The sequence below is a fragment of the Geodermatophilus sp. URMC 63 genome (assembly GCF_053502565.1).
In genome coordinates this window covers 4,983,311-4,995,579 of sequence record NZ_CP199956.1, presented here as the reverse complement: position 1 = coordinate 4,995,579, position 12,269 = coordinate 4,983,311, and the positions used below count along the sequence as shown (strand labels likewise).

The 12,269-nt window shown below is 74.8% G+C and carries 11 protein-coding genes; 6 read left to right on the top strand and 5 right to left on the bottom strand.

The window, feature by feature from the left end; genetic code table 11:
* Position 1 precedes the first annotated feature (1 nt).
* Complete coding sequence (locus ACWIZO_RS24240) at positions 2-1,213, bottom strand: GGDEF domain-containing protein (protein ID WP_448640145.1); 1,212 nt, start codon at positions 1,211-1,213, stop codon at positions 2-4.
* A 124-nt stretch (positions 1,214-1,337) separates the two neighbouring features.
* On the opposite strand from ACWIZO_RS24240, the gene ACWIZO_RS24235 reads away from it, so the two are divergent.
* Positions 1,338-1,808, top strand: coding sequence for a cupin domain-containing protein (locus tag ACWIZO_RS24235; protein WP_448640144.1), 471 nt, complete (start codon positions 1,338-1,340; stop codon positions 1,806-1,808).
* A gap of 21 nt (positions 1,809-1,829) precedes the next feature.
* Here ACWIZO_RS24235 and ACWIZO_RS24230 read toward each other — a convergent pair whose 3' ends face one another.
* The gene (locus ACWIZO_RS24230) at positions 1,830-2,327 is read right to left on the bottom strand and encodes a DinB family protein (protein WP_448640143.1); all 498 of its coding nucleotides are present in this window, start codon (positions 2,325-2,327) and stop codon (positions 1,830-1,832) included.
* 87 nt (positions 2,328-2,414) lie between these two features.
* Here ACWIZO_RS24230 and ACWIZO_RS24225 point away from each other — a divergent pair, with 87 nt between their 5' ends.
* The 5 genes from ACWIZO_RS24225 to ACWIZO_RS24205 all read left to right on the top strand — a co-directional run bounded on the left by ACWIZO_RS24225 (position 2,415) and on the right by ACWIZO_RS24205 (position 9,262).
* Positions 2,415-2,600 (top strand): hypothetical protein, encoded by a 186-nt coding sequence (locus ACWIZO_RS24225; protein WP_446761375.1) that lies wholly within the window; start codon positions 2,415-2,417, stop codon positions 2,598-2,600.
* Between the two features lie 58 nt (positions 2,601-2,658).
* A complete protein-coding gene (gene npdG, locus ACWIZO_RS24220) occupies positions 2,659-3,360 on the top strand; it encodes an NADPH-dependent F420 reductase (RefSeq protein ID WP_448640142.1) in 702 nt (233 codons plus the stop codon).
* Between the two features lie 483 nt (positions 3,361-3,843).
* Positions 3,844-8,241 carry a choice-of-anchor D domain-containing protein gene (locus ACWIZO_RS24215; protein ID WP_448640141.1) on the top strand — a complete coding sequence of 1,466 codons (4,398 nt, stop codon included), beginning with the start codon at positions 3,844-3,846 and terminating at the stop codon, positions 8,239-8,241.
* Positions 8,238-8,687, top strand: coding sequence for a hypothetical protein (locus tag ACWIZO_RS24210; protein WP_448640140.1), 450 nt, complete (start codon positions 8,238-8,240; stop codon positions 8,685-8,687). The genes ACWIZO_RS24215 and ACWIZO_RS24210 overlap by 4 nt, the downstream gene beginning before the upstream one ends.
* A gap of 125 nt (positions 8,688-8,812) precedes the next feature.
* The gene (locus ACWIZO_RS24205; RefSeq protein WP_448640139.1) at positions 8,813-9,262 is read left to right on the top strand and encodes a DUF2784 domain-containing protein; all 450 of its coding nucleotides are present in this window, start codon (positions 8,813-8,815) and stop codon (positions 9,260-9,262) included.
* 24 nt (positions 9,263-9,286) lie between these two features.
* On the opposite strand, the gene ACWIZO_RS24200 is transcribed toward ACWIZO_RS24205, so the two are convergent.
* The 3 genes from ACWIZO_RS24200 to ACWIZO_RS24190 are packed head-to-tail and all read right to left on the bottom strand — an operon-like array spanning position 9,287 to position 12,121.
* Positions 9,287-9,433 (bottom strand): hypothetical protein, encoded by a 147-nt coding sequence (locus ACWIZO_RS24200; protein ID WP_448640138.1) that lies wholly within the window; start codon positions 9,431-9,433, stop codon positions 9,287-9,289.
* A 25-nt stretch (positions 9,434-9,458) separates the two neighbouring features.
* Entirely contained in the window at positions 9,459-10,289 is an 831-nt protein-coding gene (panB, locus tag ACWIZO_RS24195) for a 3-methyl-2-oxobutanoate hydroxymethyltransferase (protein WP_448640137.1), read from the bottom strand.
* Positions 10,286-12,121 carry an NAD+ synthase gene (locus tag ACWIZO_RS24190; RefSeq protein WP_448640136.1) on the bottom strand — a complete coding sequence of 612 codons (1,836 nt, stop codon included), beginning with the start codon at positions 12,119-12,121 and terminating at the stop codon, positions 10,286-10,288. Before ACWIZO_RS24190 ends, panB begins: the two co-directional genes overlap by 4 nt.
* Between the last annotated feature and the right edge of the window lie 148 nt (positions 12,122-12,269).

Here is a 12,269-nt window from a genome sequence, read left to right as displayed (position 1 = left end):
CTCAGTGCGGGTCGCGCGGCACCGGCGGCGAGCCGGCGGTGCCCGGGACGGTCGGCGGGTCGAGACGCCCGGGCGCGGGCCGGCCGTGCCCGGAGGGGAGGTGCTCGTCGGTCGGCGTCGCGCGGGGCCGCGGCGGGCTGAAGGCGGCCACCCGGTCGCGGCCGGCCTGCTTCGCCTCGTACATCGCCGCGTCGGCGCGGTCGACCAGCCGCCACAGCGCGTCGGTCGCGTCCTCGCCGTCCACCGGGTTGGTCAGCGCGACGCCGATCGAGGCGGTCACCGCGTGCCCGTGCGCGCTGCGGGTGGCCGACACCGCGTGCCGGAGGCGCTCGGCGAGCCGGCCGGCCTCGGTGGGGTCGCCGACCAGCCCGAGCACGACCAGCTCCTCACCGCCGACGCGGGCCAGCAGATCGCTGGGGCGCACGGTCGCGGCCAGCGCGGCGGCCACGGCCCGCAGGACGGCGTCGCCGGCGGCGTGCCCGTGGACGTCGTTGACCTGCTTGAAGTGGTCGAGGTCGAGGACCATCGCGGCCACCCGCAGGCCGTCGCGGCGGGCCTGCCGCCACGTGCGGGGGGCCTGGTCGACCAGCTGCCGGCGGTTGGGCAGCCCGGTCAGCGGGTCGCGGTGCGAGAGGGCCTCGGTCTCGGCGAGCAGCCGCTGCATCCGGCGGCGCAGGACGAGGACGGCAACGGCGGCCAGGTCGAGCACCCCCGCGTGCACGCCGACCTGGACGGCCAGGGCCACCGCACCCGGGTGGCTGTCGGCCAGGGCGATCCAGCAGGCCACCGGCGTGATGACCAGGTGCACCGCGAGCATCCAGGGGCGGAGGAACCAGGCCGCGACGAACGAGGGGACCAGCAGCACCAGCGGCGGCGCGTAGCTGACCGGGTCCTCCGTGCACAGGGCGGCGACCACGTAGGCCAGGTCGCCGAGGAGCACCAGGCCGGAGGTCTGCCAGAGGCCGGCCCGGCGGCGCACCAGGAGGGGTACCGCGGCCAGGAGGAGGGCGGCCGTGGCCGCCGCGTGGGCCCAGCGCGCCACCCCGTCGCGGACGACGCCGTCGAGGGCCAGCTCCACCAGGCCGGCGGCGCCTCCGGCGAGGAGGAGGACGGCGAGGGTCAGCGCAGCGGCGCGGTGCTCGGTGCCGCCGGTGCCGAGAGCCCCGGGGGACGGTGCCGTGCCGTCGTGGTCGAGGAGTCGAGCGGAGCTCACGCGCGAGAGGATGCCCTACGACCTGCCCTCTCCGGGTGCTCCGCCGCGCGGCCCGGTGATCACGGTCGGGCGCGGGCGGGCCGGAGTCGCCCGGCGGGGCCGCGCCGCTGGCAGGCTCGCGGGCATGTCGCACCCCGACCCGGGACGAGTGCAGGTCCGGACGCTGGCCGACCACCCGATGGCCGACGCCGGCCCCAACGCCCTGCGGATGGTCGCGACCGGCGCGGTCACCGCCGGCCGCTTCGGGCTGGTCGAGTACCGGCTCGGCCCGCACGCCGCCGGAGCGGCTCCGCACTACCACCGGACGTTCTCCGAGTCCTTCTACGTCCTGTCCGGGGAGGTCACCCTCTACGCCGGTGGCCGGTGGCAGCCGCACCGGCCCGGCGACTTCGTGCTGGCCTCCGAGGGCGGCGTGCACGGGTTCCGCAACGACTCCGGCGAGCCGGCGTCCCTCCTCATCCTGTTCACCCCCGGCATCGCGCGGGAGACCTTCTTCGCCGAGATGGCCGAGCTGCGCCGCAGCGGCCGGCGGCCGAGCCCGGAGGAGATGACGGCGTTCTACGCCCGCCACGACCAGGTGATGGTCGAGGAGTGATGGTCGAGGAGTGACTGCTCCTCACCCGCGGAGGAGATGCTCCCGGAGGATGTCCGCGTGCCCGCAGTGCTGCGCGAGCTCCCGCAAGACGTGGAGGTGGACCCAGCGCAGCGGCAGCGGGCCGCGGCGGTCGCCGTGGACGACGTCGTCGAGGCCCGGGTGGGAGGTCGCCCGACGGGACGCCGCACAGGCGCGGGCGTGCGCCTGCCGGACCGGGTCGACGGTGTCGTCGTCGTGCAGGACGAAGGACTCGTTCGGCGTCGCGGGGATGCCGATCTCGGCCCGTGACCGGCCGGTCACCGCTTCGTCGAACCAGACCCGCTCGACGAAGGTCGCGTGCTCCACCAGGCCCAGCAGCGTCGTCCGGGACGGCACCGATGACCGACGCGCCTGCTCCTCGGTGAGCCCGTCGAGGGAGGCTCCCAGGGTGCGGCGGTGGTCGTCGAGGAAGGCCTCGAACTGCGTCCTGAGCGGTGCGTCGTGCACGTCCTCGGGCGAGGGGGTCGAGGAGTCGGACACGCACGGAGCATGCCAGCCGGGCTCCTCGGGCATGTCCCCGTCGAGTGCCCGCCGTCGTGGAGGGGCCGGCCGAGTGGAGGTGCGCCGGTGGCGCAGGGACCGTGGTTCTACTGCCTCAAGCACAACACCGTGGAGACCCGGGACGGCTGTGCCGAGCGGCACCGGCTGGGTCCGTACGAGACGCGGGAGCAGGCCGAGCACGCGCTGCAGTCGGTGGCCGAGCGCAACGAGCGGCTCGACGCCGAGGACCGCGAGTGGCGGGAGGGCGACTGACCACCCGGCATGATCTCCCCGGGACGCCGGGCGGGCCGGCGCCGGGGGAGGGGGCGGCGTGACCGCGGCAGCGCAGGGACGTCCGGTGGAGGAGCTCGTCGTCGGGGTGCTCGGCGGCACCGGGCCGCAGGGGCGGGGGCTGGCCGTCCGGCTGGCCGCCGTCGGGCAGCGGGTGCTGCTCGGCTCCCGCGACGGCGACCGGGCCCGCGAGGTGGCCGCCTCGGTGGGTGAGCGGGCCGCGACCGCCGCGGTCGGCGAGGTGTCGGTGCAGGGCGGGTCCAACACCGACGTCGCCGGCGCCGCCGACCTGGTGGTCGTCGCGGTGCCCTTCGCCGGGCACGCGGACACGGTGGCCGCGCTGGCGGCGCCGCTGGCCGGCAAGGTCGTCGTCGACTGCGTGGTGCCGATGGGCTTCGACGAGCTCGGCGCCCACGTCCTCGACGTGCCCGAGGGGTCGGTGGCCCAGCAGGCCGCCGCGCTGCTGCCCGACTCGGCGGTCGTCGGCGCGTTCCACCACGTCTCGGCGGTGCTGCTCGAGGACCTGTCCCGGCCCACCCTCGACGGCGACGTCCTGGTGGTCGGCGACGACCGCGCCGCCACCGACACCGTGCAGGCGCTGGCCGGGCGGCTGCCCGGGATGCGCGGGGTCTACGCCGGCCGGCTGCGCAACGCCCGCCAGGTCGAGGCGCTGACGGTCAACCTGGTCTCGGTCAACCGCCGCTACAAGGCCCACGCCGGCATCCGCGTCACCGACGTCTGAGGTCCGCTCCACCGGTTCCCTCGGCCCGATGGTGTACGCCGACGCCCGGTTCCACGGCCCGGAACGAGGCGGAAGCGCACACAGTCGGCTCGGCCCGCGCCACCGGTGCACCACCTGAACCGGTCCGGCCATGATCGACGGACTGCTCGAGTCCGGGAGGGCCCCGACGTTCGCCTCGTCGACCACCGGGGGACCCGGCCCGTCCCGGAACGGTGACGAGTTGGTGACGGCGGCTTCCTAGGGTCCGGCCGACGAACCGTGTCCTGACATCGACGACGAGACCACCCACTCCAGGAGGTGGATCCCTGCTGGAGGCGACCCGGTGGAGGGGTCGGACGGCCGCGAGCCCGTGCAGCGGGTGTCACCGGCCGCGTCGGCGCCTTCCCACGGTCGACGGAGTGGTCCTGTTGGGGGGAAGCGATGGCGCAGCCTGCCGGGGACGGGTCCACCGGCCCCACCGACGGGACGGGTGGGCCGGCCGGGGTGATCCGTACCAGCGTGTCCGTGGGCGGCGACGTCAGCGGACAGCTGGCCGTCGGTTCGCACATCGTGCAGATGCGGGTGGACACGGTGCTCGGCAACCTGGTGACCGTCCTGCCCGCAGACGCCAGGGCCAACATCCGCCCGCGGCCGGTCCCGGTCAGTCTGGTGCCCCGCCGGCCCGCCTTCCTCGTCGGGCGGCGGCAGGAGACGGAGCGCGCGGTCGAGGCCCTCTCCACCCAGACGCCGGTCGAGCTGTACGGCCCGGCCGGCATGGGGAAGTCCACGCTGCTGCGCTCCCTCGCGCACCAGCTGCCGATCGCCGACGCGTGCGGGGGGATGGCCCACCTCTCGGCCCGCGGGTACTCGCACGATGACCTGCTGAAGGTCCTGTTCGACGTCTTCTACTCCTCCGACATCCCCGTGAAGCCGTCCCCCGGCGAGCTGCGGCACCTCTTGCAGGACGTCCGTGCGGCCCTCCTCCTCGACGACGTCGAGCTGTCGGACGACGACATCGCCGACGTCGAGGATTACGCCCCGCGGTGCGGGTTCGTCCTCACGACCGCCTCCGCCCCGAGCGTCGGCGAGGCGCTGGCCATCGAGCTCACCGGACTGCGCGGCGAGGCCGCACGCGAGCTGGTCGGCCATGCCTTGGGCCGCTCGATCCCTGCGGAGGAGCAACCGGCGATCGACACGCTGTGCGACCTCGTCCGTGGATCCCCGGCCGGCCTGTTGCGGCTCGCCGCTGCCGCACGGACCTCCGACGGCACGCTGGCGGAGTTCGCCGCGAGCGCCGCGGTCTCGGGAGCCCCACCGATCCCGGTCGACTCCGTCGAAGACGTGCGGCTCCTCGGGCTGCTCGCCGCGGTCCCCGGGATCCAACTCGGCGTCGGGGAGCTGTCGGCCATCACCGGGGCGCACGACGTCCAGGAGCGGGTCGACCGGCTCGTGGCCCGGGGGCTCGTGTCCGCGTCCGCCCCTCCCGCGAACAGCGGCGCACGCACCACCTACGGTCTGGCCGAGGGGGTCGAGCTGGGACCACCCCTGCTCTGGCAGATGGAGCAACGACGCGAGGAGGTGCGCCGGTACTTCCTGGACCTGGCGGAGCAGCGCAGCGACACGATCCTCGCCCCCGGAGCACCTGCCGAGCCGCTGCGCGCCGTCCACGCCGACGCCGCACGGCACCGCGAGTGGCGGTACGTGCTCACCCTCGGCCTCCTCCTCGACGCGGCCTACTCGCTGAGCGGCCGCTGGGACGCCTGGCGCGAGGTCGCGGAGCACCGGTTGACGGCCGCCCGCGCACTGGGTGACCGGCCGGCCGAGGCCCTCGCCCTGCACCAGCTCGGTACCCGAGCTCTCTGCGTGGGGGACACGGCCACGGCGAGGGATCTGCTGCGCGATGCCCTGGACCTGCGCAGGGCCGTCGGCGCCTTCGCCGCGGCCGAGGTCACCCAGCACAACCTCTCCCTGGTCCTGGCGCCTCCGCCGCCGCCCCCCGACGAGCAGCACGATCCCCAGGGACACGGGGACCACGACGGGTCCGCGGTGTCCGGGGACGACGGCGGCGTCGTGACGCACCAGGGACACAGCGGTGCGACGGCCGCGCACTCCTCAGGGGCCCACGTGGGCGCCGCCCTCCCCCCGATCTCGGCCAAGGTACTGGTCGTCTGTGCCTCGCTGATCGTCGTCCCGGCTCTCGTCGCCGGGCTGGTCATCTTCGGATCAGGGGGTTCGGCGGCCGCTGCGGTGGCGCTCGACCACCGGGCGCTGTCGTTCGGGACAGCGGCGGTCAGTCACGCGAGCGAGTCGCGGACCCTGACCGCGCGGAACACCGGCACGACGCCGATCCACCTCGACGCCTTCCCGACGTCGGGTGCGAACCACTCGGAGTTCGTCGTCACCGCGAGCACCTGCCGCAACCGGGAGATCCCGGCCGGTGGGAGCTGCAGCGCGGACGTCGTCTTCGTCCCGACGGGCGCCGGACCCCGCGCGGCGTCGCTGACGGTCGACGTCCGGGAGATGACCGAGGACCCGTCCGCGACGCTGTCGGGTACCAGCACGGAACCGGACGGGTCGTCGATGACCGCTGAGCCGACGGAGCTCACCTTCGGCGAGCAACCGCTCAACGAGGCCGGCGACCGGCGACTGGTGACCGTCACCGGACCGCCGGGTGGGCCGGTGGTCCTCGGGACGGCAGCGCTGTCGGGTCTGGATGCCGCCGACTTCGTCGTCGAGGGCGACGACTGCTCGGGGGCCCAGCTCGTGCCCGGCACCACGTGCACGATCGGCGTCCGGTTCACGCCGGGCGACCAGGGACGGCGGCAGGGGCTGCTCACCCTGCCCGGACCCGAGGGGGTCCCCGGGCTCGCGATCCCGCTCACCGGGACGGGCGCCGAGCCGCCGTCGCACCCCGCCTTCCGCGTCGAGCCGCGGGCGCTGGACTTCGGGGACCAGCCGGTGAGCAGTCCCTCCCCCCGGCAGCAGGTCGTGCTGACCAACTCCGCGGACGTGCCCCTGGACGTCTCCACCGTGTCCGTCGCGGGCTCGCCCGACTTCGCCGTCACCCAGGCCGCGTGTCCGGCCGCCCTCGAGCCGGGTCAGGACTGCGTCGTGGAGGTGGTCTTCACCCCCGTGACGACCGGGCTCCGGGCGGCTCAGCTGCTCTTCGGCGGCGACGGGCCCGCGGTGCCGATGAGCGGTTCCGGTGCCGCCCCCCCCACTGCTGCACCTGACGTCTCGCCCCGGTTCCTGGAGTTCTCGCAGGTGCTCGTTGGCGACGTCAGTCCTGCGCAGGCCGTCGTGGTGACGAACCGGGCCGACCGTCCACTCCAGCTCGTGTCCAGTGCCGTCACGGGCGTCGCCGGGGCGTTCCGTCTGGACGCCGGGCAGTGCGCCGGTGCCGCTGTCGCGCCGGGCGCATCGTGCTCGGTCGCGGTGAGCTTCGCGCCGATGGCCGCAGGAGAGCACTCGGGGGTCCTGCTCCTCACGGCGCAGGGGTTCCCCGACACGGCGGTGGCGCTCAGCGGCGTCGGCACCAGGTCCGACACACCGCTGGTGCCGGACGTCATCGGGCTGCCGTTGGCACAGGCGCAGCGCGAGCTCGCCGCAGCCGGGCTCGCGACGGGCACCCTCGAGGAGGTCGAGCACCCCGACATCCCGGCGGGTGCGGTGGCCGACCAGTCGCCGCGCCCGGGGGTGCCTGCTGCCGCGGGGAGCCCCGTCGACCTGCGGGTCTCGAGCGGCCCGCCCGTGGTGCTCGTGCCCGACGTGGTGGGCCTGAGCCCGTCCGAGGCGGCCGATCGGCTCCTGAGCACCGGCCTGCGGGTCGGCGAGGTCAGCGAAGACCCTCGTCAGGGCGTCATGGTGCCCGAGGTCGACGCCAGCCACCCGGGAGCGGGGACTGGCGTCCCGGCAGGCAGCGCCGTTGACCTGGAGGTCGTCGTTCCTCTGGTGGCAGCGGCATGTCCGACGGGCCAGGAGCAGAACGCCGACGGTGTGTGCACGCCGACGCCCATCATGTGTCCGTCGGGTCAGGAGCGGGATCCTGCGACGAACACCTGCACGCTGCCGCCGTGTCCGGAGGGGCAGGAGCGGACGGGGTCGGGTCCGTGCACCACGCCGCCGGTGCAGTGCACGGCGCCGCAGGAGCGGGATCCTGCGACGAACACCTGCACGCTGCCGCCGTGTCCGGAGGGGCAGGAGCGGACGGGGTCGGGTCCGTGCACCACGCCGCCGGTGCAGTGCACGGCGCCGCAGGAGCGGGATCCTGCGACCAATACCTGCACGCTGCCGCCGTGTCCGGAGGGGCAGGAGCGGACGGGGTCGGGTCCGTGCACCACGCCGCCGGTGCAGTGCACGGCGCCGCAGGAGCGGGATCCTGCGACCAATACCTGCACGCTGCCGCCGTGTCCGGAGGGGCAGGAGCGGACGGGGTCGGGTCCGTGCACCACGCCGCCGGTGCAGTGCACGGCGCCGCAGGAGCGGGATCCTGCGACGAACACCTGCACGCTGCCGCCGTGTCCGGAGGGGCAGGAGCGGACGGGGTCGGGTCCGTGCACCACGCCGCCGGTGCAGTGCACGGCGCCGCAGGAGCGGGATCCTGCGACCAACACCTGCACCTATCCACCGTGCGAGATTGACGACCAGGTTCGGAACGCGCAGGGCGTGTGCACGTGTCCGAATGGACAGGTGTTGAACGAGAGCGCGCAGGAGTGCCAGGACGTCATCGGTCTGGGTGCGGACGCCGAAGGGCTGGTTGCCGTGGCGGCCCCAGGGCTCCCGTCCTCGGATGTGCGACGCGCTCGTAGACCCGCTGTACGACGTCGTCGAGAGGCGCGAGGCACTCCGCCGGACCGGGAGCCGAGAAGTAGGACCAAGAGCTGTGGAGGAAATGAGCCGTGAGCGTCGACCGCGGATCCGGAGACGACTACCAGGTGCACATCGGCGGCTCGGTGAGTGAGGGCGGCCAGGTCGCCGTCGGCCGGGACATCGAGCAGCACTACACGCGCAGCTCGCAGCAGGCGCCGGCCGTCACCGAGGCGGACCTCGCCGAGCTGCGCCGTGCAGTCGAGCAGGTCAGGGCGCGGATCCGCGCCGAGGCGCCGCCGGAGGAGCAGGCCGCCGCTCTGCAACGGGTCGACGAGCTGGAGCAGGGCGTCGTCGGGACAGAGCCCGATCTGACGAGGCTCCAGTCCGTCTGGAGCTGGTTCGCCAACAACCTGCCGAAGCTGGCCGGTGCCGTCACCGGGCTGGTCGTCCACCCCGTCGTGGGCAAGGTGGTCGAGGCGGCGGGCGACGTCGCTGCCTCGCAGTTCCGCCGACTCCTCGGTGACCCGACCGAGGGCTGATCCGGTCCTGGCCGACCGCGTCCGTCAGTGCCGGGACCCAACGGTGTGCGCCGACGCCCGGTTCCACGGCCCGGAACGCGGCGGAAGCGCACACCGTGGGCTCGTAAGGCACGAGGATGGACGCCGTGCTGCTCGCGGACGCGGTCGCGGTCCTGCACGCGGCCGTCGTGCTGTTCATGCTCACCGGTGCCCTGCTGGCGCTCCGGTGGCCCCACCTGCTGCTGGCGCACGCGCCGGTGGCGCTCGCCGTCCTGGCCGTGAACCTGGCCGGCGCCCCGTGTCCGCTGACCACGCTCGAGCTCGCGCTGCGGGAGCGGGCGGGGAGAGCGCCCTACGACGGCGGCTTCCTCGGGCACGTCCTGTTCGGCCCGCTGGGGCTCGACGTCCGGGCGACCACGACGCAGCTCGGCATGTACGTCGTCGCCGGTGGCCTCAACGCCCTCGGCTATGGCCTGCTGACCGTGCGCGCGCTCCGGGGGGCCAGGGCCCGTGGCCGCCCCCGGGCGCACGCCCCTGGACCGAGGACGGCAACCGACTGGGTCAGTCCTCCGGCGCCGCGTCCCGGACGGCGTTGACGGCCAGCACGGCCGGCAGCAGGGTCAGCTGGGTGCGCCGGCGCACGAGCCGCACCGCCTCGACGTAGCAGTCGTGGACAGCAGCGCGCGCACGTCGCCGGGGAGCGGCTCGGGCAGCAGCACCGCCACCGGCTCCTCGTCGGGGCGGACGGCTCGGGACCAGGAGCGCACGACCGGAGGGTAGGGCCCCGGTCGGCTACTCGAAGGAGTGCTCGGGACCGGGGAAGGCCCCGCTGCGGACCTCGTCGGCGTACTCGCGGGCCGCGTGCAGCAGCTCACCGCGCAGGTCGGCGTACTTCTTGACGAACCTCGGGACCCGGCCGCCGGTGAGCCCGGCCATGTCCGGCCACACCAGCACCTGCGCGTCGCAGTCGACGCCGGCGCCGATGCCGATGGTCGGGATGGCCAGCTCCTTGGTCACCTGCGCGGCGATCTCGGCCGGCACCATCTCCAGGACGACGGCGAACGCCCCGGCGTCCTGGACGGCGCGCGCGTCGGCGAGCAGCTGCTCGGCACCCGCACCGCGGCCCTGCACCCGGAAGCCGCCGAGGGCGTGCTCGCTCTGCGGCGTGAACCCGACGTGCGCCATCACCGGGACGCCGTTGTCGACCAGCAGCCGGATCTGCGGCGCCACCCGCACCCCGCCCTCGAGCTTGACCGCCTGCGCGCCGCCCTCCTTCATCATCCGGACGGCGGTGGCGAACGCCTGCTCCGGCGAGGCCTCATAGCTGCCGAAGGGCAGGTCGGCCACGACCAGCGCGCGCTTCGTCGAACGGGTGACCGCCTTCGTCATGAGCAGCAGGTCCTCGACGGTGACCGGAACCGTGGAGGTGTGCCCGAGGACGACGTTGCCGGCCGAGTCGCCCACCAGCAGGACCGGGATGCCGGCCTCCTCGAACACCGCGGCCGCGTAGGTGTCGTAGGCGGTGAGCATCGCCCACTTCTCGCCGCGCTCCTTGGCCTGCCGCAGGTGGTGGATGCGCACCCGCGCGGTCGACGTCCCGCCGTAGAGCACCGACTCGCTCACGCCTGGGCTCCTTCCCGGACGCTGGGCAGGCTCTCCCGCCAGCGGTTGGTGACGGGCAGGCGCCGGTCGCGGCCGAACGCCTTGAGGCTGATCTTGGTCCCCGGCGCCGACTGGCGGCGCTTGAACTCCGCGACGTCGACCAGCCGCAGCACCCGCGCCACCACCTCGGGGTCGTGGCCGCGCTCGAGCAGCTGGGCCATGCCGAGGTCGCGGTCGACGTAGTCGGCGATCACCGCGTCGAGCTCCTCGTAGGAGGGCAGCGAGTCGCTGTCCTTCTGCCCGGGCGCGAGCTCCGCCGACGGCGGCTTGTCGATGGAGTTCTGCGGGATCGGCTCGGTCTCGCCGCGGTCGCGGGCGTGCGCGTTGCGCCAGCGGGACAGCTCCCACACCAGCGTCTTGGGCACGTCCTTGATCGGCGCGAACCCGCCCGCGGCGTCGCCGTAGAGGGTGGAGTACCCGACGGCGACCTCGCTCTTGTTGCTGGTGGCCAGCAGCAGGTGCCCGTGCTGGTTGGACAGCCCCATGAGCAGCGTGCCGCGCACCCGCGCCTGCAGGTTCTCCGCCGCCGTGCCCGACAGCTCCACCTGCGACTCGAACGCGTCGACCACCGGCGCGATCGGCACCGTGGAGAAGTGCAGGCCCAGCCGCCGCGCGCTGTCCTCGGCGTCGGCGATCGAGTGCTCCGAGGACCACCGCGAGGGCAGGGCGACGGCGTGCACCCGGTCGGCGCCCAGCGCGTCGACCGACAGCGCGGCCACCAGCGCGGAGTCGATGCCGCCGGAGAGGCCGAAGACGACGGAGGGGAAGCCGTTCTTGTCGATGAAGTCGCGCAGCCCCAGGACCAGCGCGCGCCAGACCTCCTCGCAGTCGCCCAGCGGGTCGGCCACGTGCCCGGGGCGCGGCTCGAACGCCGGAGCCGGCTCCTCGGAGACGACGGTGCGGGTGACCGTCATCGGCCCGACCCGTCCCTCCCGCCGCTCGGGCACCCGCGCCGGGTCGAGGGTGAGGTCGACGCAGAGCAGGTGCTCGACGAACTGCGGCGCCCGGGCGAGCAACTCGCCGTCGGCGGAGACGGCCAGCGAGTCGCCGTCGAAGACCAGCTCGTCCTGCCCGCCGACCTGGTTGCAGTACACGATCGGGGCGCCGGCCTCGGCGGCGCGGCGGCGCACCAGCGGCAGCCGCAGGTCGTCCTTGGCCCGCTCGTAGGGGGAGGCGTTGGGGGAGACGACGAGGTCGACGCCGGCCTGTCCCGCGACGCCGCACGGCCCGCCCTCGACCCACAGGTCCTCGCAGATGGTCAGCGCGACGTCGACGCCGTGCAGGCGCACCACCTGCAGCTCGGAGCCGGGCACGAAGTAGCGGGCCTCGTCGAAGACGCCGTAGTTGGGCAGGTGCCGCTTGGCGTAGCGGCCCACCACCCTCCCGCCGTGCAGCAGGGCGGCGGCGTTGCGGGGCTGGCCGCGGCGGGGGTTGGCGTCGCCGGGCCGCTCGTCGTCGGACCCGTCGGCGGCCGGCGGGGTGTCGACGGCGGCCGGCGCCGGCCCGTGGGTGTGCGCCAGGTACCCGACGACGACGGCGAGGTCGCCCAGCCCGCGCTGGTCGAGCGTGGCCGCCAGGTCGACCAGGGCCTGCTCGCTGGCGGCGGCGAACGACTCGCGCAGCACCAGGTCCTCGGCCGGGTACCCGGTGAGCGTCATCTCGGGGAAGACGACCAGGTGCGCGCCCTCGCCGGCGGCCCTCGCCGCCCACTCGACGACCAGCGCGGCGTTGCCCTCCAGGTCGCCGACGCGGGTGTCGACCTGGGCCATCGCGACTCTCAGCTGCACGGTCACGGGACCATCCAACAACCGGGTCCGGGGACCGGCCAGACCGGGCACGGCGGCCCTGGATCCCACCCGGTGACCGGCCCGGCGTGACCGGGGTCGCCGTCACCCCGGGGCGCGCGCCACCGGGAGTGGCACGACACCCACGGGGGCGTCG

Coding starts and splice junctions, on each gene's coding strand:
- ACWIZO_RS24235 (WP_448640144.1), top strand. CDS start 1,338: ATGTCGCACCCCGACCCGGGACGAGTGCAGGTCCGGACGCTGGCCGAC.